The 20,822-nt window shown below is 67.9% G+C and carries 17 protein-coding genes; 15 read left to right on the top strand and 2 right to left on the bottom strand.

What is annotated here, in order from left to right:
- From VFQ05_10765 to VFQ05_10755, 3 genes are all read left to right on the top strand, one after another.
- Positions 1 to 1,191: MATE family efflux transporter (locus tag VFQ05_10765; protein HET9327247.1), on the top strand; the 1,191-nt coding region annotated here is incomplete at its 5' end.
- Between the two features lie 27 nt (positions 1,192 to 1,218).
- Positions 1,219 to 1,644, top strand: coding sequence for a VOC family protein (locus VFQ05_10760; GenBank protein ID HET9327246.1), 426 nt, complete (start codon positions 1,219 to 1,221; stop codon positions 1,642 to 1,644).
- 119 nt (positions 1,645 to 1,763) lie between these two features.
- Positions 1,764 to 2,201 (top strand): DUF1810 domain-containing protein, encoded by a 438-nt coding sequence (locus tag VFQ05_10755; protein ID HET9327245.1) that lies wholly within the window; start codon positions 1,764 to 1,766, stop codon positions 2,199 to 2,201.
- A gap of 84 nt (positions 2,202 to 2,285) precedes the next feature.
- On the opposite strand, the gene VFQ05_10750 is transcribed toward VFQ05_10755, so the two are convergent.
- A complete protein-coding gene (locus tag VFQ05_10750) occupies positions 2,286 to 2,843 on the bottom strand; it encodes a hypothetical protein (GenBank protein HET9327244.1) in 558 nt (185 codons plus the stop codon).
- Positions 2,844 to 3,178: 335 nt separating this feature from the next.
- On the opposite strand from VFQ05_10750, the gene VFQ05_10745 reads away from it, so the two are divergent.
- On the top strand, positions 3,179 to 4,054 hold the full coding sequence (locus tag VFQ05_10745) for a hypothetical protein (GenBank protein HET9327243.1): 876 nt from the start codon (positions 3,179 to 3,181) through the stop codon (positions 4,052 to 4,054).
- Between the two features lie 80 nt (positions 4,055 to 4,134).
- Here the strand turns inward: VFQ05_10745 and VFQ05_10740 are convergent, their stop codons facing one another.
- Positions 4,135 to 4,560: a CHRD domain-containing protein gene (locus VFQ05_10740; GenBank protein HET9327242.1), complete on the bottom strand. Its 426-nt coding sequence runs from the start codon at positions 4,558 to 4,560 to the stop codon at positions 4,135 to 4,137.
- Positions 4,561 to 5,118: 558 nt separating this feature from the next.
- Between VFQ05_10740 and VFQ05_10735 the strand changes: the two genes are divergently transcribed.
- From VFQ05_10735 to VFQ05_10685, 11 genes are read left to right on the top strand one after another with little or no spacing between them, the layout of a single operon-like run.
- Positions 5,119 to 7,722, top strand: a complete 2,604-nt coding sequence (locus VFQ05_10735; protein HET9327241.1) for a polysaccharide biosynthesis protein — start codon at positions 5,119 to 5,121, stop codon at positions 7,720 to 7,722.
- Positions 7,719 to 8,681, top strand: coding sequence for a polysaccharide biosynthesis/export family protein (locus tag VFQ05_10730; GenBank protein HET9327240.1), 963 nt, complete (start codon positions 7,719 to 7,721; stop codon positions 8,679 to 8,681). Before VFQ05_10735 ends, VFQ05_10730 begins: the two co-directional genes overlap by 4 nt.
- Positions 8,678 to 11,053: a GNVR domain-containing protein gene (locus VFQ05_10725; GenBank protein HET9327239.1), complete on the top strand. Its 2,376-nt coding sequence runs from the start codon at positions 8,678 to 8,680 to the stop codon at positions 11,051 to 11,053. The genes VFQ05_10730 and VFQ05_10725 overlap by 4 nt, the downstream gene beginning before the upstream one ends.
- A 7-nt stretch (positions 11,054 to 11,060) precedes the next feature.
- On the top strand, positions 11,061 to 12,674 hold the full coding sequence (locus tag VFQ05_10720; GenBank protein ID HET9327238.1) for an oligosaccharide flippase family protein: 1,614 nt from the start codon (positions 11,061 to 11,063) through the stop codon (positions 12,672 to 12,674).
- Between the two features lie 23 nt (positions 12,675 to 12,697).
- Positions 12,698 to 13,741: a glycosyltransferase family A protein gene (locus tag VFQ05_10715; protein HET9327237.1), complete on the top strand. Its 1,044-nt coding sequence runs from the start codon at positions 12,698 to 12,700 to the stop codon at positions 13,739 to 13,741.
- A complete protein-coding gene (locus tag VFQ05_10710; GenBank protein ID HET9327236.1) occupies positions 13,738 to 15,180 on the top strand; it encodes an O-antigen ligase family protein in 1,443 nt (480 codons plus the stop codon). Before VFQ05_10715 ends, VFQ05_10710 begins: the two co-directional genes overlap by 4 nt.
- Positions 15,177 to 16,196 (top strand): polysaccharide deacetylase family protein, encoded by a 1,020-nt coding sequence (locus VFQ05_10705; GenBank protein ID HET9327235.1) that lies wholly within the window; start codon positions 15,177 to 15,179, stop codon positions 16,194 to 16,196. Before VFQ05_10710 ends, VFQ05_10705 begins: the two co-directional genes overlap by 4 nt.
- A complete protein-coding gene (locus tag VFQ05_10700; protein ID HET9327234.1) occupies positions 16,193 to 17,314 on the top strand; it encodes a glycosyltransferase in 1,122 nt (373 codons plus the stop codon). The genes VFQ05_10705 and VFQ05_10700 overlap by 4 nt, the downstream gene beginning before the upstream one ends.
- On the top strand, positions 17,311 to 18,546 hold the full coding sequence (locus VFQ05_10695) for a glycosyltransferase family 4 protein (protein HET9327233.1): 1,236 nt from the start codon (positions 17,311 to 17,313) through the stop codon (positions 18,544 to 18,546). Before VFQ05_10700 ends, VFQ05_10695 begins: the two co-directional genes overlap by 4 nt.
- Entirely contained in the window at positions 18,543 to 19,691 is a 1,149-nt protein-coding gene (locus VFQ05_10690) for a glycosyltransferase (GenBank protein HET9327232.1), read from the top strand. The genes VFQ05_10695 and VFQ05_10690 overlap by 4 nt, the downstream gene beginning before the upstream one ends.
- A complete protein-coding gene (locus VFQ05_10685; GenBank protein ID HET9327231.1) occupies positions 19,678 to 20,805 on the top strand; it encodes a CapA family protein in 1,128 nt (375 codons plus the stop codon). The genes VFQ05_10690 and VFQ05_10685 overlap by 14 nt, the downstream gene beginning before the upstream one ends.
- Positions 20,806 to 20,822: the final 17 nt, after the last annotated feature.

Below are 20,822 nucleotides of genomic sequence, written 5' to 3'. Positions count from 1 at the left end.
CTGACCGAGACGATGCTGTTCCTGCTCTACGCGATCGGCATGGGGCTCGCGATGGCGGTGACCGCCGTGGTCGCGCGACGCGTCGGCGAGGGCAAGCGCGACGAGGCCGCGGTGACGGCGATTCAGGCGATCTGGATCGCCCTGCTCGCGTCCTTGCCGTTCGCCATCGCCGGCATCGTGTTCGCGCGGGACCTGCTGCGGCTGATGGGCGCCGACGCCTGGACGCTCGAGCATGGCTACCCGTACATGCAAGTGGCGCTCGGCGGCAACGCCGTGATCATGCTCCTGTTCACGATCAACGCGATCTTCCGCGGCGCGGGCGATGCGGCCGCGGCCATGCGGGTGCTTTGGGTCGCGAACGCGCTCAACATCGTGCTCGACCCGATCCTGATCTTCGGCTTCGGCCCGGTTCCGGCCTTCGGCGTCGTGGGCGCCGCGATCGCGACGACCACCGGGCGCGGCGTCGGAGTGCTGATGCAGCTGTGGATCCTGTTCCGGGGTGGACAGCACCTGCGCGTGCTGCGTTCGCACGTCCTTTGGCACGGCAGGATCCTGTGGAGCATCGTGCGGACCTCGTTCGGCGGCATCGGCCAGATGATCGTGGCGATGACGTCCTGGATCTTCCTGATGCGGATCCTCGCCGCCCTCGGCAGCGAGGCGGTGGCCGGCGCCACCATCGCGATCCGCATCATGATGTTCACGATGATGCCCGCCTGGGGCATGTCGAACGCGGCTGCCACCCTCGTGGGCCAGAATCTCGGCGCGCAGCGGCCGGATCGCGCCGAGGCTTCGGTATGGCGCGTGGGTGCGTACAACATGGTGTACCTGGTCGCGCTCGCCGTCGTCTACTTCGCGCTGCCGCGCGAGCTGATGCGCGTCTTCACGGCGGATCCGGAGGTGATCGCGATCGGCGCCGAGTGGATCAGGATCCTGTCGTATTCGTTGTTCGTCTACGGCTGGTGGATGGTGTCGGTTCAGGCGTTCAACGGCGCAGGCGACACGGCCACCCCGACCTGGATCAACGTCGGTTTCTTCTGGCTCATCCAGATTCCATTGTCATGGTGGCTCGCGGTGCACCTGGGCTGGCAGCACTCGGGCGTGTTCTGGGGCGTGTTCGTCTCGGAGACATCGGTCGGGCTTTTCACCTTGTGGCTGTTCACGCGCGGGCGGTGGAAGACCGCACAGGTGTGACCGGGTGCGGAGCAGGACAGGCTGAACATGAGTGCTACACTCGGGGCCATGCGCCTGGATGTCTATCTGAACTGTCGCGGCAATTGCGAAGAGGCGTTCCGCTTCTACGAGAAGGAGCTCCGCGGCCGGATCACCGGATTGGTTCGCCACGGAGATCAACCCAATCCCAACATCCCGTCCGATTGGAAGGAGAAGGTCCTGCACGCTCGGATCGAGATCGGCGGCACGGTGGTCATGGGGGCCGACATTCCGCAAAGCGAGCCGATGCGAAGCGCCTATCTGACGCTCACGCTGGATACGGAGGCGGAGGCGGAGCGAGTCTACGCGCTGCTCGTCGACGGGGGGCAGGTCTTCATGAAGATGGAGAAGACACCCTTCGCGAATCGCTTTGCCATGCTGCGCGATCGATTCGGAACGTCATGGATGCTCTTGCACGAGCCGGAGTCCTCATGAACCCCGACGGGCTGGTGACCCACTTTCGCGTGCGGCAACTTCAGCGTCCAGCTCGATCAGCCCCGCTAAGAAAGTAGGGCCCTCCGGCCATCGCGCGGATCATGCGAGGAGGAGCCCGGATGGAAGACGAATACGATCTTGGCCGTTTCATTGCTGCGCAGGACGAATGCTACGAGCAGGCCCTCGCAGAGATCAGGCATGGTCAGAAGCGCACCCACTGGATGTGGTACGTGTTTCCGCAGCTTGACGGACTGGCCCACAGCTCGACCTCCAAGCGATACGCGATCAAGAGTCTCCAGGAGGCGAGGGCGTATCTCGATCATCCGGTGCTGGGACCGAGGTTGATGGAGTGCATGGAAGCCGTCCTTTGCATCGAGGGCCGGACAGCGAAGCAGATCTTCGGTTCGCCAGACGACCTGAAGCTCAGATCGTGCGCGACGTTGTTCGCGTCCCTGCAACCGAGCGGTTCGATGTTTCATCGCTTGCTCGGGAAGTATTACCAAGGTGAACCGGACGCGAGGACTCTGCAGAGACTGGGGACCCGGCGGGAGACCTAGGAAAACTGGAAGGACCATCGGCCTGAACGCGCCGACGGGATTCGCCGGAGCTGCGGCGCGAGTGAACGCAACGAGGAAAAGCGCTCAGCGCGTCAGGACGAAGGTGTTCGAGAAGTCCTGATGCATCTGCTCGGGTCGGGTCTCCGCATCGTCGAAGTACTGGACGCGAAATCGAAGGCTGACCTTCGCCCGCAGATCCGGGATGCCGCCCGTGGAGGGCGGCGGGAAGAAGCCATGGAGCGTGTAGGTCGACCGAGGCCGTAGCTCGACGACGGCTGACCCTTCGTAGGCCACCGGTCTGGTCACATCCTGCCACTCGGCTCGATTCCATTGCTCGACGAAGCCGTGGGAGCCTTCGGCCGCGTAGAGCGTCGCCTGCTCGGAGGCGGCGTTGAAGCCATCCCCCAGGCGGGCATAGAAGAGCCGATCCGAGTCGTTGACGATCGTGGCCGCGAAAAAGGCCCAGGTCGAGGCGCCATCAGGCCGGGGAAAGACGGTCTTCTCGGTGCGGATGGTCAGGAAGCCATCGCCCGTCTCCTGAGGCGCGATGGCGGCAGGTGTGACGGGATTGCTCGTCGGCGAGCACGACGCGAGGCCGATCATCAGGAGGATGGCCCCGTTCCAGCGAATCGGGCGGCGCATGGCCAAGAGGGTAGCACCCTGATGCTCGATCCGCCCCTTGTTTGCGGCTCGGGCCCGGAGCGAATGGCACGACCGCAAGGCCCTGCCACTCGGGTGTCCGCGGTCACCTGAGCCTTCGGATCGGCCCCAGGCTCGCAGCCCTCAGCAAGGCTGAAAGGGATCTGTGGCACGCCGTCGAAGGCTCGCCACACTTCTGCCTAATGTGCCAGGAAACCGCAAGAAATAAGCGCACTTGGGGAACTTCGCCTTACTCTTGCAGGTCCAACCAGGCAGAGAATCGCTCCCTGTTCACCCTTTCGCGGGGGACCTCATGTCCCTGGAAAGGAACGAGGATCGTGAAGAGACTCTTCGCAATCGTCGGGCTGATCGGTCTCACCTCCGCCATGCCGAAGTTCGCGCATAGCGCGGTGAGCTTCAGCATCTTCATCAGCAATGCGCCGCCGCCTCCGAGGGTGGCTTTCGTGCATGAGCCTCGCTTCGTGCTGGTCCCCGCGCACGAGGTGTACTACTGCGATGCCGGCTACTCGGATTACGACATGTTCCGTTATGGCTCGTACTACTACCTGTACGACGACGGCTATTGGTATCGCGGCCCCAGCTACCATGGTCCGTTCGTCGCGATCCGGATCGAGTACGTGCCCAGCTCCATCTTCTACGTCAGCGACTACGGCTACCACTGGCGGCAGGCGCCGCGCTGGGGCTCGAGGTCGTACGCGCGATGGGACGACGGCGACCGCCGTTTCCGTGACTGGCGGCACAGCGATCGAAGCTATGGTGAACGCAGGTATCGCGACAGCGATCGGCGCTATGCCGGCTCCGTCGAGCGGCGGGACGATGGACGGCGTTACGTCAGTCGGGAAGCCATCCGCTCTGGCGTGAGCGATCGGTGGAGGAGCCGTTCCGACGTGCGCACCGGTGTTCGTGACGGCAGCCGGCGCGAGGGTTCCATCCGTCAGTACGGCGACCCGTGGAGAAGCCGCTCGCAGGCCCGTTCGGGCATTCGTGGCGACACATGGCGCTCCGAGGAGCGGAGCGGCGATCGCGACCGGAGATTCAGTGACCGGCGTGAGGGCCGATCCCATGGTGGCGGGGAAGTTCGCGGCCGCGCGTCACGCGATCGCGATGGTGATGACGACAATGACCGTGGCCGTGGAAACGGCAAGGGAAAGGGGAACGGCAAGGGCCACGGTCGCGGCCACAACAAAGGCTAGCAACCGGTAGCACCTCGTGACCTGCACAAATCGATGGGCGCCTCGCACTCGCGAGGCGCCCGTCTCGATGGCCAACGAAATCAGCGAGTCAGCTGCCCCCGGATGGCTCCGTCGGGATAGTCGGCGTTGAGGACGTTCACGTAGAAGTCCCCGGGGTTCCTCATGATCTCCTTGAGCAGAGCCGCATCCACCTCCACGCAGCCGATCGAGGAGCCATTCGTCGGGGCCGTGAGAGCCACGACCACCGGGCCGTCGGCTCCTGCGGCTCCACGGTGGATATGAGCGGCCGTCGCCGGGGCGATGTTAGAGACATCGATCGTGAAGCAGATCTGCCTGCTGCTGGGGCTGAGGCCGATGAGTGCACGACCGGACCCATCGGGATCTCCGCCACCCACCTCCGCCGCGCCTGTCAGAGTGGCCTCGTGGGTCTTGTTGGCGTCGGCGACCCGGAGGCTAGCGGCGAGGAGTAGCGCCAAGGCGACGAGGACGAGGGAAACGCGTTTCATTCGGGCTCCTTGTGGCAGGGGGTAGTCGCAAGGAAGCACAGAGCGTTCGAAGCGGGGGGGACCCCTTCTCGGCTCCGCCGGTGATTTTCCAGAGGCGGCATACTCGCACGGGTCAGCCGCTTGCCGCAGCAACGATCCTCGGGACGCGACCGCCGACGCCTCCCCCTCGACGAGCCCGATGGTCCTGGATGCCAGGCCCTGGGCCGACTCTGGAAGCAGCCATCGTGCGCCATTGCAGAACGCAATCGAAGCCGCCGAGCTAACACCTTAAGCCGCTGTTGCTTGACACGGCTTTGCGGCGCTCAATAGAATATTTCACGACGAAGCGCCCCCGGACCTCACGGTGCGGGACAAAATGAGCGACCATCAACCGACCCTCAGCCCGGATCGTGATCTGCGGCTGAGTGTGGGGGGTCGCTCCTCGAACAAGAAGACATCGGTTGGTACGAGACGCCTCCCTGGCGCGAAGCGCAGGGCCCCCTTGCCGGCGTTGGTCATGACCACCCGAGGAGACAGGTACGTCTCTTCGGCCGGCAATTTCGCGCACCAGGCCAAGGAATGAACGTCAAGAGAACCCCGCGACTCCTGCTGCTGACGGTGGTGTACACGGCATTCATTCATGCCGCGTACATCGCGGCTCTCCTGTTGCGGTTCGAAGGCGACGTGCCGGCTCGCTACTGGCGCGGCTACCTCTCCATTGCGCCGGTTTACACGGCGGCGTCACTTCTGGCGTACCACCTCTCGGGGCTCTACCAGGGGCTGTGGCGTTACGCCAGCGTGATCACGCTGTTCCAGATCCTCAAGGGCGTCACGCTCTCGACACTCGCGCTGGTGGCGATCACGATGTTCACTTCGGACGCCCTCTACCCGCGCAGCGTGATCGTCATGGCGTGGGCGGGCCAGCTCCTGCTGGTCGGCGGCGTTCGCTTCGCCTGGCGCCTGGTGAGAGACCGGGTGCTCGGTCCGCTGCCCAATCGCGCCACACGGGCTCTCGTCGTCGGCGCAGACACCGCCGCCATCCACCTGATCCACGAGATGCGCCGTCGTCCGGCGGGCGCCGAGGTGCTGGCGCCGGTGGGCTTCATCGACGACGACCCGGGCCTTGCCGGTCACCAGATCGAAGGGGTCAAGGTCCAGGGCACGATAGCGGACCTGCCGCGCGTCATCGTCGAGCAGCGCGCAGAGCTGGTGATCGTGTCGGATCCCACCATGCCGGCCAAGGTGGTCCGCGAGATCGCGCGCTTCTGCGGCGAGGCGCAGATTCGCATCAAGACCCTGCCGGGGCTCTCGGACATGAATCCCGGACGACCGACGCTCGCCCAGATTCGCGATGTCCGGATCGAGGACCTGCTGGGGCGCGTGCCGGTTCATCTCGATCTGCAGGAAGTCGCGGACTTCATCCGCGCCAAGCGAGTTCTCGTCACCGGGTCCGGCGGCTCGATTGGCTCCGAGCTGGCACGCCAGGTTGCGGGATTCGGGCCCAGTGAGCTGGTGCTGCTCGACCACGCCGAGAACGGGCTCTACTACGTTCACAACGAGCTGGTCACGCAGCATCCCAATCTGCCGCTCCATCCGGTGGTGGGCAACATCCAGGACCCTGACGGCATCGAGGCGGCATTCAAGCGCTTCCGGCCTCAGGTCGTGTTCCACGCCGCGGCGCACAAGCACGTTCCACTGCTCGAGATCAATCCGCGTGAGGCGGTGTTCAACAACATCGTCGGCACGCGCGTGCTGGTGGATGCCGCCGACCGGCACGGGGTGGAGAAGTTCGTGCTGATCTCGACCGACAAGGCCGTGAATCCCACCAGCGTCATGGGCGCGTCGAAGCGAGTGTGCGAAATGATCGGCCAGAGCCGGTCGCAGAGCAGCACCACGCGCTTCGTGGCGGTCCGCTTCGGCAACGTGCTTGGCAGCGATGGATCGGTGATCCCGCTCTTCCGCCGCCAGCTCGAGCGCGGTGGACCCCTCACGGTCACGCATCCCGACGCGCGGCGCTACTTCATGACGATTCCGGAAGCCGTGCGTCTCGTGCTCCAGGCGGGCGCCATGGGGCGCGGCGGCGAAGTGTATCTGCTCGACATGGGCGAGCCGGTCCGCATCCTCGACCTCGCGCGCCAGCTGATCCGCCTCGCGGGCATGCGCGAAGGGGAGGATGTCGAGATCGTGTTCACCGGCCTCCGGCCGGGAGAGAAGCTCTACGAAGAGCTGCACTCGGCAAGCGAGCTGACCCGGATCACCCGTCATCAGCGCATTCTGGTGTGGGACCTCGACGCCCGGCGCGAAGAGCAGCTTCTGATGGAGATCGCCGGTCTGGAGCGCGTGGCGCGCACCGGCCAGCCCGAAGAGATCAAGCGGGTGCTGCAACGGCTGGTCCCCGAGTACATGGAACCGACGCTGGTTCCTTACGAGCACGAGCCCGAGCGTCCTCCAGTCGAGCTGCCGGCGGTGCAGGAAGTGCGCATCGAGCCCCGCACCGACTGGCGCGAGATCGTGCGCCAGGCAGTCGACACGGTGACGGCGGGGTTGCTGATGGTGCTCTCGGCGCCGCTCTGGCTCGCGGTGTGGATCGAGGCTCGCTTGAGCCGCGAGAGCGACATGATGGTGCGCGAGACCCGAATCGGCCGCACGCGCCGCACGTCGCAGCGACGCAGGGCGCGCGCCGAGGCCACCATCGATCGCCGGGTGTCCGAGCGCCGCACGCTGGACCTCCTGGGCCAGCCGTTCGAGTGCGTTCGCTTCCGCACCGACCTGGGTCCGATGAGCCGCTGGCTCGGAAGGCATGGTCTGGACAGCGCCCCGTTCCTGCTCAACGTGTTGCGACACGACATGACGCTCGTCGGTCCAGGACCTGAAAAGGCCGAGCTGATCTTGCGGTGGAAGGGCGTTGTGCCCGACTATGCTCGGAGGTTCAGCATACTGCCCGGCGTGACCGGGTTGGCCCAGGTTTCCGAGTGCCGGGACGACGACGCGGACGGCGTGGTGCGACGGGTGCACTACGATCTCTACTACGTCGACAACCGTTCCTGGCTGCTGGACGTACGCACCATGGGACGCTCGTTCGGCGTCGTGCTTCGACGGTCGCGAGTCGATCGCCCGACTCTCGCAGACACGAATGGGCAGGCCGGCGGCGCGCCGTCGACCGTCAAAGGAGTGACGCAATGAGCCGTGCCTTGCGGTGGCTGTGGGTCGGTCTCGTTTTGTTGGCGGGGCCGCGGCTCGCGTCAGCACAGGAGTACGTCCTGGGGCCGGAGGACGTCCTCGCGATCTCGATCTATCTCCATCCCGAGCTCGAGCGATCGGTGGCCATCGACGCGCAAGGGAACATCACGTTCCCCCCGATCGGGAACATGAAGGCCGCGGGTCTGACCCCCAAGGCGCTGGGCGACAAGATCGCCGAGCGTCTGGCCACCTATCTCCGCCAGACCACGTCGGTGACCGTGACGGTCACTCAGTTCCTGAGCCAGAGCGTCTACGTCCAGGGAGCGGTCGCCAAGCCCGGGCGCTACGGATTCGAGCGCATGCCCGGATTGATCGAGATGATCGGGGCCGCCGGAGGAGCGTTGCCGAGCGCCGAGTTGTCGAGAGTCGAGATCGTGCGCAAGGAGCCGAATGGCGGCCGCCGCACCCTCTACGCGAACGTGGCCGCCGCGCAGCGCGACGGCAGTCCCTCCTCGTTGCCACCGCTCCAACCGGGCGACATCATCACCGTCGCGGGCGGCGTGGGCGTGGGCGCGGCAGCCGGCATGTCCTCGGATGGCGTCGCGGTTCTCGGCGAAGTGACTCGGCCGGGCGTGTATCCCATGGGCGCCGGATCGGATCTGTGGACCGCGCTGGCGGTCGCCGGCGGTCTCACGCCGCGCGGCAATCTGGCACAGGTGCGGATCATCACTCGCGAAGGGCAGACGCACGCGGTGACCACGCTCAACCTGAAGCGTTCCCTGGACCAGGGAACCTATCGGCCGCAGCTGGTGAAGCCCGGAGACGTCGTCTACGTCATGCCGACCCGCACCTCGAAGGTCGCGATGGCCTTCGGCGGCCTCGAAACGATCTTGTCCATTACCACCGATGTCCTCAACCTCATCGTTCTCGAGCAGCTGCTCGACGAGAACAACAACCCATGAGCCACGACACGCGCGACTCCGACCACCCGCTGAGCCCTCACTTCCAGGGCGTGCCGCTCCACGGCGGTCCTCCTCATGGCCACGGCGGGCCTCCCCACGGTGGACCTCCGCATGGAGGACCTCCGCACGGTCCTGGAGGCCATCATGCGCCGGTGGACGCGCGCGAAATCGTCCGAATCCTGTGGCGCAGGAAGCTGCTGTTCCTGGTGCCCTTCGCGCTCGCCTTCGCGGCGGGGTTGTCCGGCGCCTTCCTGCTCAAGCCCATCTACGTCAGCCAGGTCACCCTGGTGCTCGAGCGGCCGCAGCAGCTGTCCGGCCAGCTGGGGAATATCGGCGGCACGGTCAGCCCCGACGCGCAAGCGGATCTCATGCGCGAGCAGGCGAAGAGCAGCGTGTTCCTGAGAAGCGTGCTCACCGCGACGGGGATTCGCACGGATCCCGACACCCGCGAGTGGGCGCTCAAGTTCGGAAAGCGCGTGGGCAAGATGACCGACGACCAGGTCATCGACGAGTTCCTGATCGATAGGCTGCGCGATGGCACCATGGTCAAGAAGGGCAAGGGCAACGTCTTCCAGATCATGGTCGAGGATGGAGACCCCGATCGCGCGCAGAAGCTCGCCGCCGGAGTCGCCGACCAGTTCGTGATGTTCTCCAAGAACCGGCAGCTTCAGGCCATCCAGGCGACTCAGGAGTTCAGCAGCGAGCAGCAGTCGCAGGCCAAGGCTCGCCTCGAGGAGAGCGAGCGCCGGCTGGAGGCCTTCCAGCGCAGCGTGGTGAACAACAGCCAGATCGGCACCACGGTGGGCGAGACCAACATCGCTCGCGCGCGCACGCTGCTCGAGCAGGCGCAGATCGAGCTGGACGATCTCACCGACCGCGTGGGCCAGCTTCGGAGCCGGCTCACAGGCCGGATCAAGGAGCGCGACCCGCAGATGCTGACCAGCACGCAGACCAACGCGCTCGAGGCGCAGATGCGCTCGCTGGAACGCCAGGTCGCCAACGCCGAGGTCAACGAGACGCCGATGATGAACTCGAACGCCGGCGCGAGTGTCCGCTTGTCGATCGCCCGCAAGCGCGCAGACCTCGAGGCGGAGATGTCGGCCAACGCCAGCAGCGCGCTGCCGACCTTGCCCGACGACGTGCGGCAGGACCTGGTGTCCTATCGGGTCTCGCAGGCCGACCTCGCGGCGGTGGAATCACGGCGCTCGTGGCTGCAGCAGCAGATCCGTGCTTACGAGAGCAACGTCGTGTTGGGGCCGGATCGTGAGATCGAGCGCCAGCGCCTCACGCAAGACGTCGAGAACAGCCGCCAGCTCTACAATTCGTTCCTCCAGCAGTCGACGGTCTCGCAGATCGCGGAGGCATTCGAGAATGCCAAGGTCAGCGGCCGCTTCATGGTCCTCGAGCCCGCGACGCGCCCGATGGCGCCGGCCAAGCCCAACCGTCCGGTGCTGATCCTGCTGGCCATGATCGTGGGGTCGGTGGTCGGCGTGGGCACGGTGCTGCTGGTCGAGCACCACGACGAGTCGGTGAAGAACGCGGAAGAGGTCGAGAGCGTGATCGGCCTGCCGGTTCTCGCAGCGATCCCGCGGGTCCCCGAGCTGGAGCGCGCTCGTCGCCGCGCCCGCACCGGAGGAGGGACCGTGGCCGGAATGCCGGCGCCGCGCGATCACGGACTGCTCCACCGTCTCAAGGTCGAGAGTCCGCTGGGCCTCGAGTTCCGCCGTGCCTATCTGAAGCTCAAGACGAGAACTCGCACGCTGCCCCGATCGTTGCTGGTGACGAGCTCCACGCGCGGGGAGGGGAAGACCACGACCACCGCGTGCCTGGCGATCACCCTGGCGCGCGAGCTCCGCGAGAAGGTGTTGCTCGTGGACTTCGACCTGCGCAGCCCGGCGATGCACCGCGCGCTCGGACTGCCGAGCAGCAGCTGGGGCCTGGCGCAAATCCTGGGACAGAGGCATTTCGACGAGCGCTTCATTCGCGCCACGGTGCTTCCCAACCTCGAATTCCTTCCGGCCGGCCGCAGCGAGCGTCCCGCAGCCGAGCTGATCGAAGACCACGCCGTGGAGTGGTTCATCCAGGAGGCCACGCGACGCTACCCCATGGTGATCATCGATTCGGCCCCGAATCTGGCGGTTCCCGATCCGCTCATTCTGGGGCGAGTGGTGGAGGGGGTTCTCTACGTGATCAAGGCCGGCAGCACCGTCCGCAAGGCGGCAGGGTACGGGGTCAAGGTGCAGCGTGAGTCCCGTGACAATCTGCTGGGCGTGCTGATCAACGACGCCGGCGAGATCCTCCCTCACTACTATGGATACCGCGCGAACTACTACGGATACACCACCACCGAGGCGAGCGGAGCCGACCACTAGCGTGGCCATGACCGCCGCGGATCCGGGAGCGCCCGGCGCCCAGAGCGGGCCGCCGATTCCCGACAACGACGCGCAGCGCACCGTTCGAGTCGCACGCAACGCGGTCAGCAACTACGTCAAGTTCTTCGGATTTGGCGTGGTGAGCTTTCTGCTCACGCCCCTCATGGTCGGCGTCCTCGGCAAGGATGGCTACGGGCTCTGGGTCACCCTGTTCGCCCTGACCGGCTACTTTGGCCTGGTCGACCAGGGGCTGCGCCCCTCGCTGGTCCGCTACGTTTCCAAGGAGCGCGCCGCCAACGACCACGATGCGCTGTCGCGCACCATGACCAGTGCGCTGCTGCTCTACACCCTGGCCGGTCTGGTGGTGCTGGCGGGGACGCTCGTCGTCGCTCAGGGATTCCCGCAGTGGGTGCATCTGCAGCCGCACCAGGTCGAGGACGCCCGGTCCACGATCCTGCTGGCCGGAGTTTCGCTGGCCATCGGTTTCCCGTTCGGCGTTTTCGGCGCCGCGCTGTCCGGTCTCCAGCGCTACGACGTGGCCAACGCCCTCGGCCTGGTGGTGCTGGTGGTTCGCGCGGTCGCTTTCGCGATCGCGCTCAACATGGGAGCGGGCCTGGTGGAGTTGGCGTGGATTGCGCTCGCCAGCAACCTGCTGGGTCACCTGATGTCGATGATTGCCGTCCGGCGCCTGATGCCCGAAGCGCGCTTCGGCCGGCGCTTTATCGATCGCGCGCACCTGCGCCGCATCGGCTCCTACAGCAGCTACGCCTTCGTCGCCGCGGTGGCGGCGAGTCTCGCATTCAAGACCGATGCGCTCGTGATCACCGCATTCCTCGGCACGGCGCTGGTCACCCCGTTCGCCATCGCCGCCGGTCTGATCGACAACGCGCGCACGCTCGTCACCTCGGCGACCTGGGTGCTGACTCCGACGGCCAGCGAGCTCGACACGCTCGGCGAAAAAGCCAAGCTCCACACCATGTTGGTCCACGCCACCAAGGTGTCCGTCCTGATCTGCTGGCCGGCGTTGTTCGCCTTGATGCTGTTCGGGGACAACCTGATCGCGACCTGGATGCCGAAAGAGTCGTTTCCCGACGCCGCGCGCGTGCTCGTGATTCTCGCGATCCCCACGCTGGTCGCGTTGCCCCAGTCCGCCGCCACATCGCTGTTGTTTGGGGTCAGCCGTCACCGCGGCGTCGTACTCCTGGCGCTGCTCAATTCCGTGCTCAACCTGGGCCTTTCGATCCTGTGGGTGAGGAGCCTGAAGCTGGATGGAGTGGCGCTCGGCACCGCGGTGCCGCTCTTCCTCATTGGCGGTGTCGCCACCGCCATCTACGCGGTGCGCGCGCTCGAGATGCCGTTCGGTCGTTACGCCTGGGAGGGCTTCGCCAAGCCCGGACTCGCGAGCCTCGCGTTCCTGGCGCCGGCGATCGCGATTCAGTCGATCTGGCATCCCATGGGATGGGGGCCGCTGCTGTCGGCCATGACCGTGTCATGGCTGATCTTCGCCGCCTTCACCTGGCGCTTCGGCTTCACGCGCTCCGAGCGCGCGCGGTGGGAACACGCCGCCCCGCGGGTGTTCGGTCTTCGCCGCTCGCCCCGTGCCGCGGAGGCCGGTTCATGACCGCCCCCGCGGCGACGGCTACGATGCCTCGCACTCCCCGGCCTTTCGAAGTTTCCGTGGTCATTCCCAGCCACGACGGCCTGCCGCTGGTCCTCGATGCCATCGACTCGGCGCTGTCGCAGACACTGCCGCCGGCGGAGATCGTGCTGGTGGATGACGGCAGCCGCGACGGCACGGCCGAGGCCATCGCCGAGCGCTTCGGCAGCCACCCGGAGATGAAGGTGCTGCGCGGGCAGTTCGGCAGCGCGGCCGCGGCGCGAAACGCCGGCTGGCGCGCCGCGACGTCTCCGTGGATCGCGTTCCTCGATGCCGACGACGTGTGGTTTCCGGAGAAGCTCGCCACCGCGGCCACGGCGCTCGACACCTTTCCGGTCGCCGGATGGTTCTTCAGCGACGGCACCTTCAAGCCAATCCACGGCGCCGAGTGGCGCTCGTGGCTGGCGGCGTACGCGGAGGTCCCCGAGCCCTACGTGGGCCGGCCGATCGCCGAGCTGCTCGAGGTCAACTTCGTCCTCACCTCGGCGGTGGTGGTGAGGCGCGACCTGCTGGAAGCCGTCGGCGGTTTCGACGCCAGCATGAGCCACGCCGAGGACATCGATCTCTGGATCCGTCTGGCGAAGCGCTCCCCGGTCACCATCGGCGCGCGTCCGCTGGTGCACTACCGGCATCAGGTAAGCGGTCTCACGCGGCAGACCACGCGTAGGCTGATGGGAGACGTCGAGCTGTTCCGGCGTCTCTCTCGAGACCCTGAGCTTGCGCCGTCGTTGCGTCGTCGCGCGCGCCGCCGGGAAGCGCTGGCCCACTTCAAGCTGGGCTTTGGAGCGCTGCGATCCGGCGACCGGCGCGGCACGTGGTCGCGCATCCCGAAGGCATGGATGTTCCCGGAGCGCGCGCTGGCCGTCATGGCGCTGGCGGTGGCCAGCGTGCTTCCCGACAGCGTGCTGCGCCTCCTCGCCGCCCGGCGCGTGGGGGCCCACGAAGCCGCGCAGCGCGCGTTCTCCCTCTCACGGGTGGCGCTGCGCTCGGATCCTGCGCTGCTCTCGGCGCCGCGGCAGGTGTCGCCATGACGACCGAGCCGAGACCCTCCACGCCCGTCGTCGCCAGCGAGCTGCGTTCACGCGCGCGGCGCCAGGCATCCGAGCTCACGAGCGGCCTCCTGGTCGTGGGCGCCGGTCTGGTGGCGATCCTCGGCGTGCTCTTCTTCGTGGCGCTGGACTATCGCCTCGACCAGGACGTGCACCGACTGATCAAGATCGCGATGGCCCTCCCGGTCGTGCTGATGGTGGCGATGCAACCGGTGATGGGGCTGATGGTCTTCCCGCTCTTCGCGCCGTTCCTGGTGTGGCTGCCCCAGCTTCCATTGCCCGGCATCAACACCCTCAACGCCATGTTCATCGGCGTCTTCGGCGCATGGTTCGTCTCCCGGGTGTTCACGCGGCAGCCGGTTTATCGGCGCGTGTGGCTGGGCTGGGCCATGCTCGGGGTGGTGGCGATCATGGTCGTCTCACTCGTGCGCGCGATCGCCGCGCCGCCCGACGGGTACGACCCGGTCAAGGCGTTCATTCTGCTGTTCCGCAACTCGACCACCTTCCTTCCGTACTTCATCACCGTGCTCATGGTGCGGAATCCGAAGGATTCGAGGCGCATCTTCTGGGCCGTCGTCGTCGCGCTGATCGTCGAGAGCATCGCCACCTTCTGGTTCGGAGAATGGACGGCGGGGAATCGCGCGAAGGGCACGATGGGCCAGCCCAACGCGCTCGGCGCCTACCTCAGCATCAACACGGTGCTGGCCGCCTCGTTCCTGCTGGCGCAGCGCCACTGGTTCGCACAGCTGGTCGCGTTCACCGCCGTCTGCATGGGCGCGTTCGCCGCCGTCCAGACGATCTCCCGGGGCGCCTTGATCTCGGTCATGCTGGGCCTGGCCTATGTCTCGGTGCGCAGCTCGCGGCTGCTGACCACGCTGCTGGTGCTCGCCGTATTGACCGCTCCGGTGTGGGTTCCCGAGTCCGTGAAAGAGCGCGTGCTGTCCACGCAGCAGCAGGACGAGGAGTCCGACGAGGTGGAGCTCGAAGGCTCGGCGCAGGCGCGCATCGACACGTGGAAGGCGACCATGCACCTGGCCGAGCAGCATTGGCTGGACGGCGTCGGCTTCGGAGTGCTGCCGTACATCCTGATCGATACCGGAAAGAAGATGGGTCTCGGCCATACCCACGAGTCCACTCACAACACGTTCCTGCGGATGCTGGGCGAGATGGGAATTCCGGGCCTGCTCGCCTACGTCGTGCTGCTGGCGGCGTGCTGGGCGCTCGGCATGTCGGGCGTCGCGCACGCATCGGACAAGTACGAGCGACAGCTCGCCATCGGGCTCCAGGGAGCGGTGCTGTGCGTGGCGATCAATTGCTGGTTCGGCGACCGGTTCTACGAGCTCGACATCATGTGCGGGTTCTGGATCACGTGCGCGCTGGTGAACGACTTCGTCAACCGCGCCAAGGGAGAGCGCGTATGAACGGTCGCGCCGTGCGCTGGCTCTGGAGCCTGGTGAGGCCGTCCCGCAACGGCGGAGACCGTGAGCCCCGCCTCACCATCGTTCGCCACCATCGCGTCTACCTGGACGGCCAGCGTCCGCTCTATCGGCTGGGGGTGAGCGAGTCGGTGCTGCGGCAGCAGGTGGCGTTGCTGCGCTCGCTGGGTCTCGGCCCGCTCAGCGTGACCGAGGGCCTGGAGCGATTGGAGGCCGGGCGTCCGGGTCACTGGGTGGCGATGACCTTCGACGACGGCTACGCGGACAATGTCGAGCGGGCGCTGCCGATCCTCACGGCCGCCGGCGGGAGCGCCACCTTCTACCTGACCGCGGGCCTGATGGAAGCGCGCCGCGCCCCTTGGTGGGATCGCGTGGCCCATGCGCTCGAGCACGCTCAGAGGAGAGATCTCGACTGGCGGTGCGAGGGACACGCGGTGCGGGAGTCGCTGCACGATCCCGCCGGGCGGCGCCGAGCCCTGGCCGGCGTGCTGCGTCACCTGCGCGTCGGTCCCGCCGAGCAGCACCAGCGCATCGCGTCGCTGCGGGCGGCGCTGCTCGTGGAGTCGGAAGCGCCGTGCGAGCTCGCGACCTGGGACCAGGCCAGAGCACTCGTCGAGAACCGCATGGAGCTGGGCGCGCACACCCTGACCCATCCCTTCCTCGACCGACTCGACAAGGCCGAGCAATGGCGCGAGATCGGGGCCTCGGTGGGATTGATCGAGGCGCATCTCGGAGTGCGGGTCGAGGGGCTCGCCTATCCGGGCGGAGCGTTCAATGCGGATTCGGTCGAGGCCGCGAACGGTTGCGGACTCCGTCATGCGGTCACCACGGTCGCCGGTGACAACGCCAAGGACTCGCCGCGCTTCGAGCTCAAGCGTCGCGGATTCGACGAGGGCATGTGCCTCGGCCCCGACGGGCGGTTCTCCCGGCGACTGGCGCGCGCCGAGCTCGAAGGGGCGTTCGACGCACTGCGCCGCGCGCGGCAGGAGGCCGTGGCGTGAGCCGAGTGCGCGTGCTGTACGTCGTGGGCAACTTCGTCGCCGGAGGCGCGGAGCGTCATCTGCTCGAGCTGTGGCGGCGGATCGACCGCGAGCGCTTCGACCTCGAGATCGCCGTTTTCCGCAGCGAAGGCCAATTCGCGGGCGAAGTCGAGGCGCTGGGCTGGCCCGTCCACGACCTGGGAGTGCCCGCAACCATCTACGCGCCGAGCGGCTGGCGAGGCTTCATGCGGCTGTTGCATCGGGTGCTGGCCTTCCGGCCCGACGTGATCCAGGGCTATCTCTTCGGCCCCAATCTGTTCGCCGCGCTCGCCGGCCGGCTGTGCGGCGTGCCGGTGGTGGTCATCTCCAAGCGCAACATCGACGCGTTCGAGACTCCGCGCCAGGTGGCGGCGCAACGTCTCGCTCACCGGCTGGCGACGCACGTGGTGGCCGTGAGCGTCGCGGTGGGTGAAACCTCGGTGGCGCTCGGGGCGCGGCGCGAGCGCGTGACCGTGATTCCCAACGGCGTCGACGTCGAGCGCTTCGCCGGAGCGAGTCCGGATCCGGCCGTGCGCGGCGAGAACGGCATGCCGGTCGTGGGCAGCGTCGGCTGCCTGGCCGCTCGCAAGGACTACCCCAACCTGCTCGAGGCCTTGTCGATGCTCGACCAGCGAGGTCACCGATTCCGCGCCGTCGTGATCGGCGAGGGAAAGGAGCGCGCGGCGCTCGAGCGTCAGGTCGAGGAGCTCGGTCTGCGAGAGCGTGTGCGCTTCCTGGGGGAGCGTCCCGACGTCGAGCGGCTCCTGCCCGGAATGGACGTTTTCGTGCTCTCCTCCCGGGAGGAAGGCATTCCCAACGCGCTGCTCGAAGCGATGGCCGCGGGGCGTCCATCGGTGGCCACGGCCGTCGGCGGAACTCCGGAAGTGATGAAAGACGGAGAGACCGGTTGGCTCGTCCCTCCGCGCGACTCGGCCGCGCTGGCGAGGGCGCTCGAGGCCGCCCTCCAGGACCCCGCCGAAGCGGCGCGGCGCGGCGCCGCCGCCCAGCGAGCGGTGCGCGACCACATGAGCATCGAGTCGATGGTCGAGCGACACGAGCGCTTCTATGCGGCCGCGGTGGCCGGCGCGGAGGAACGGTGAGATCGGTGGCGGTGGTGACGACCGCCTTCCCGACCGCGGCGTTCTTCGTCGAGGCGGACGTGAAGCGCCTCCACGAGCGCGGCGTGAGGGTCCAGGTGTTCGCGCTGCGCAGCCCGCGCGGCCGCTCGTGGCAGCCCGAGCACGAATCGCTCCTGCCGCTCACCCGCTGGGTGGGCTCGCCGCTCCATCCGTCGGCGTGGATCGCGCTGCTCATGTGGCTCCTGCGCAAGCCGCACGTGCTGCTGCCCGAGTGGCTCGCTCAGCTCTGGGCCTCGCGCCGCAGCCGATACGCCCTCATGGGCCACGTGGGCTACCTGCCGGCCGCCGCGCGGATCGCGCGCCTGGTCGAACAGGGTGACTTCGACTGCGTGCATGCCGCCTGGGCCCACTTCCCCGGCAGCGTCGCCTATCTCGTCTCGCGGCTCACCGGGCGGCGCTTCAGCATGTCGGCCCATGCGGGCTCGGATCTCTATCGCACCCAGGCGTTCCTCAAGGAGAAACTGCGCGCAGCGCGGTTCACTTCGGCGTGCGTGCGACGGAATGCCGAGATGCTGCGTGACCTCGGTGGTCCCGAAGCCCGCGTCGAGTGCGTCTATCACGGCGTGGACCTGCGGCGATTCGACGGCAGGAAGACGCGTGATCCCGATCCCTTGCTCATCACCGTGGGCCGCCTGGCTCCGGCCAAGGGCTACGACGTGGCGATTCGCGCGCTCACGCTGCTCGCAGCGCGCGGGTTGCGGCCGCGACTGACGCTGGTCGGCGAGGGGCCCGAGCGGGGGCGCCTCGAATCGCTGGTTCGAGAAAGCGGCCTGGGCGAGCAGGTGACGTTCGCGGGCGAGCTGCCGCAGGGCGAGCTGGTCGGTCTCTACGCCCGCGCCTGGCTGCTGCTGGCGCCGAGCCGCGTGCTGTCGAACGGACGGCGAGACGGCATTCCCAACGTCACGGTGGAGGCCATGGCCATGGGCGTCCCGGTGCTCGGCACGTACGCCGGCGGCCTCGATGAAGCCGTGGTCCCGGGCGAGACCGGCGGGCTGGTCGCACCCGACGATCCTCAGGCGTTCGCGGATCAGCTGGAACGGCTGCTCGCGGACCCCGGCGCGCTGGATCGAATGGGTGAGCGGGCTCGTCAGCGCGCGCATGGCGACTTCGATGCTCGCCGCAACTTCGAGCGGCTGTTCGAGCTGCTCGAAGGCGCCCCGACGACGGAGCGCCGGCTGGGAGGCGCGGCATGAGAGTCCTCCACCTCATCGAGTCGATGGGTCACGGCGGCGCCGAATGGCTGATCGTCGAGCACGTGCGTCATGCCGGGTCCGGCGTCGAGTCGCTGGTGTGCGCCATCAATCGCGGCGGCGCGGCGCTGGAAGCGGCCGCCGCGCTGGGAGCGCGGACGTTCGTGCTGGACAAGTCCGATCGCCGGCTCGAGACGGTGCACCGTCTGGTCCGCCTGCTTCGCGACGAGCGCATCGACGTGATCAACGGGCACAACCCGGTCGGCGGTCTCTACGCGGCGCTCGCCTCCGTCGGTTGGCGCGGACCCGTGGTGTTCCGGACCGAGCACAGCATTCACTATCGCGGCCGCCATTCGGCGGTGTATCCGCTTCTCGAAATCCTGTCGACCGCAGTCACGCGACGCGTGGTGTGCGTGTGCCAGGCAGTGCTGGAGAGTCACGTACGCCGCATGCCCTGGGCGGCGCGGCGCTTCGTCACCGTGGCCAACGGCATCTCGTCTGCACCGCACACCCGCCCGCGTGACGCGGTCCGGCAGGAGCTCGGAATCGCACCGGAGGAACGTATCGCGCTCAGCGTCGGCAGCCTGACGCCGGCCAAGGCGCAGCACGTCCTCATCGACGCCTTCGCCCGCGCCAGCAGGGGGATGCCGGACGCCCGGCTGTGGCTCGCCGGCGAGGGGGCGCTCCGCCCGGCGCTCGAGGAGCAGATTCGGCGGCAGGACCTCGAAGGCCGGGTGCGGCTGCTGGGCGCCCGCTCGGACACGGCGGCTCTGATGAGCGCCTGCGACGTCTTCGTTCTCTCCTCGGTGCGCGAGGGACTGCCGGTGACCGCGCTGGAAGCCATGCGGGCCGGGCGCCCGGTGATTGCCACCACCGCCGGAGGAAGCGCCGAAGCGACCGAAGACGGCGTCACCGGCCGCATCGTTCCGATGCGTGACGCGGCTGCGCTGGCGGGCGCGCTGGTGGAAGTGCTGGGTGATCCCGCCGTGGCCGCGCGCATGGGCCGCGCCGGCCAGGAGCGCTGGGCGCGGCTCTTCACCGCCGAGCGCATGGTGCGCGAAACCGAGGCGCTGTATCGCGAGGCGTGCGAGCGCGCGCGGCGCAGCGTGCCGACGCGGACCCTGGGAGGCCATCGTGCGACTTCTTGAGCCGCGCGGCCGGGTGCGCTTGAGCGTTGCCGCGCTGGGCGACGTCGGGCTGGTGGGAAGCGCGCGTGCGCGCGCCCGGCGCGAGGGCGTGGACGCGGCGTTCTCCGCGCTGGTTCCGGGCCTCGCGAAGGCGGATCTGAGATTCGCGAACCTCGAGATGCCGTTCGGAGAAGCGGACTGGGTGCAGCCTGGGCGCACCGCCGAGTTCTGGCAGGACGACGCGGTGGCGTCAGGACTGTCTCGTGCCGGAGTTCAAGTGGTCTCGGTCGCCAACAACCACCTCATGGACTGCGGAACCCGCGGGATGCTCCGCACGCTCGACGCGTGCCGCGCGGCGGGGCTGGCCACGGTGGGTGCGGGCGTGGATCTGGCCGCCGCGCGCGCTCCGGCGCGTCTCGAGGTGCGCGGGCAGCGCGTGGTCGTGCTGGCGTACGCGGCCACGCACGGAGACGCGGCGCGCGCGGGGCATCCCGGGGTCGCGCCGCTCGATATCGACCTGATCCGCGAGGACATGAAGCACTGGCGTCCCGAGGCCGACGTGCTGATCGTGAGCGCCCACTGGGGAACCATGTACGTCGACTATCCGCCGCCGCGGGTGATCGAGCTGGCGCGCGCCATCGAGCGGCAAGGCGCGGATCTGATCCTCGGCCATCATCCGCACGTGATCCAGGGATTCCAGCGTCACGGCCGCTGCTTGACGCTGTTCAGTCTCGGCGAATCGGCGTTCAACTCCCGCTCCGGCGACTTCCACGCCACGCTGGCGTCGGAGCTGCGCCGCGAGGCGGCGGTTTTCAGCGCCTCGCTCGCCGAGGAGCCGGGGCTCGACATCGAGCCTCTGTGGCTGGATACGGACGGCTTTCCGACTCCGGCCGACGCGGCGACCGCGGAGCGCATCCGCGAGCGGATCCTGCGCATCAGCGCGCGGATCGAGGAAGCTTCCGAGCGCTATCACTCCGAGTCGGCGCCGCAGGTCGTGGGATACGAGCTGGAGAAGCTCGGCCATTACGTGCGCCAGGGCCGGCTCGACAAGATCGTTCGCATGATCGGGACATTCCGGCCGCGGCACGTGCCGATGTTGTGGCATGCCGTGCGTCGCGGGGCGAGGTCTCGGTGACGGAAGGTGCTCCCCCC

Source organism: Candidatus Eisenbacteria bacterium (assembly GCA_035712145.1).
Taxonomy (GTDB): domain Bacteria; phylum Eisenbacteria; class RBG-16-71-46; order RBG-16-71-46; family RBG-16-71-46; genus DASTBI01.
The sequence above is the reverse complement of the archived record's forward strand: the minus strand, read 5'-3'. Positions and strand labels throughout refer to the sequence as shown.

What these genes read in the sequence shown, in the direction of transcription:
- VFQ05_10705 (HET9327235.1), top strand. Translation starts at nt 15,177, where the DNA reads ATGAACGGTCGCGCCGTGCGCTGGCTCTGGAGCCTGGTGAGGCCGTCC.
- VFQ05_10735 (HET9327241.1), top strand. Translation starts at nt 5,119, where the DNA reads ATGAACGTCAAGAGAACCCCGCGACTCCTGCTGCTGACGGTGGTGTAC.
- VFQ05_10690 (HET9327232.1), top strand. Translation starts at nt 18,543, where the DNA reads ATGAGAGTCCTCCACCTCATCGAGTCGATGGGTCACGGCGGCGCCGAA.
- VFQ05_10725 (HET9327239.1), top strand. Translation starts at nt 8,678, where the DNA reads ATGAGCCACGACACGCGCGACTCCGACCACCCGCTGAGCCCTCACTTC.
- VFQ05_10740 (HET9327242.1), bottom strand. Translation starts at nt 4,560, where the DNA reads ATGAAACGCGTTTCCCTCGTCCTCGTCGCCTTGGCGCTACTCCTCGCC.
- VFQ05_10750 (HET9327244.1), bottom strand. Translation starts at nt 2,843, where the DNA reads ATGCGCCGCCCGATTCGCTGGAACGGGGCCATCCTCCTGATGATCGGC.
- VFQ05_10710 (HET9327236.1), top strand. Translation starts at nt 13,738, where the DNA reads ATGACGACCGAGCCGAGACCCTCCACGCCCGTCGTCGCCAGCGAGCTG.
- VFQ05_10755 (HET9327245.1), top strand. Translation starts at nt 1,764, where the DNA reads ATGGAAGACGAATACGATCTTGGCCGTTTCATTGCTGCGCAGGACGAA.
- VFQ05_10760 (HET9327246.1), top strand. Translation starts at nt 1,219, where the DNA reads ATGAGTGCTACACTCGGGGCCATGCGCCTGGATGTCTATCTGAACTGT.
- VFQ05_10715 (HET9327237.1), top strand. Translation starts at nt 12,698, where the DNA reads ATGCCTCGCACTCCCCGGCCTTTCGAAGTTTCCGTGGTCATTCCCAGC.
- VFQ05_10730 (HET9327240.1), top strand. Translation starts at nt 7,719, where the DNA reads ATGAGCCGTGCCTTGCGGTGGCTGTGGGTCGGTCTCGTTTTGTTGGCG.
- VFQ05_10720 (HET9327238.1), top strand. Translation starts at nt 11,061, where the DNA reads ATGACCGCCGCGGATCCGGGAGCGCCCGGCGCCCAGAGCGGGCCGCCG.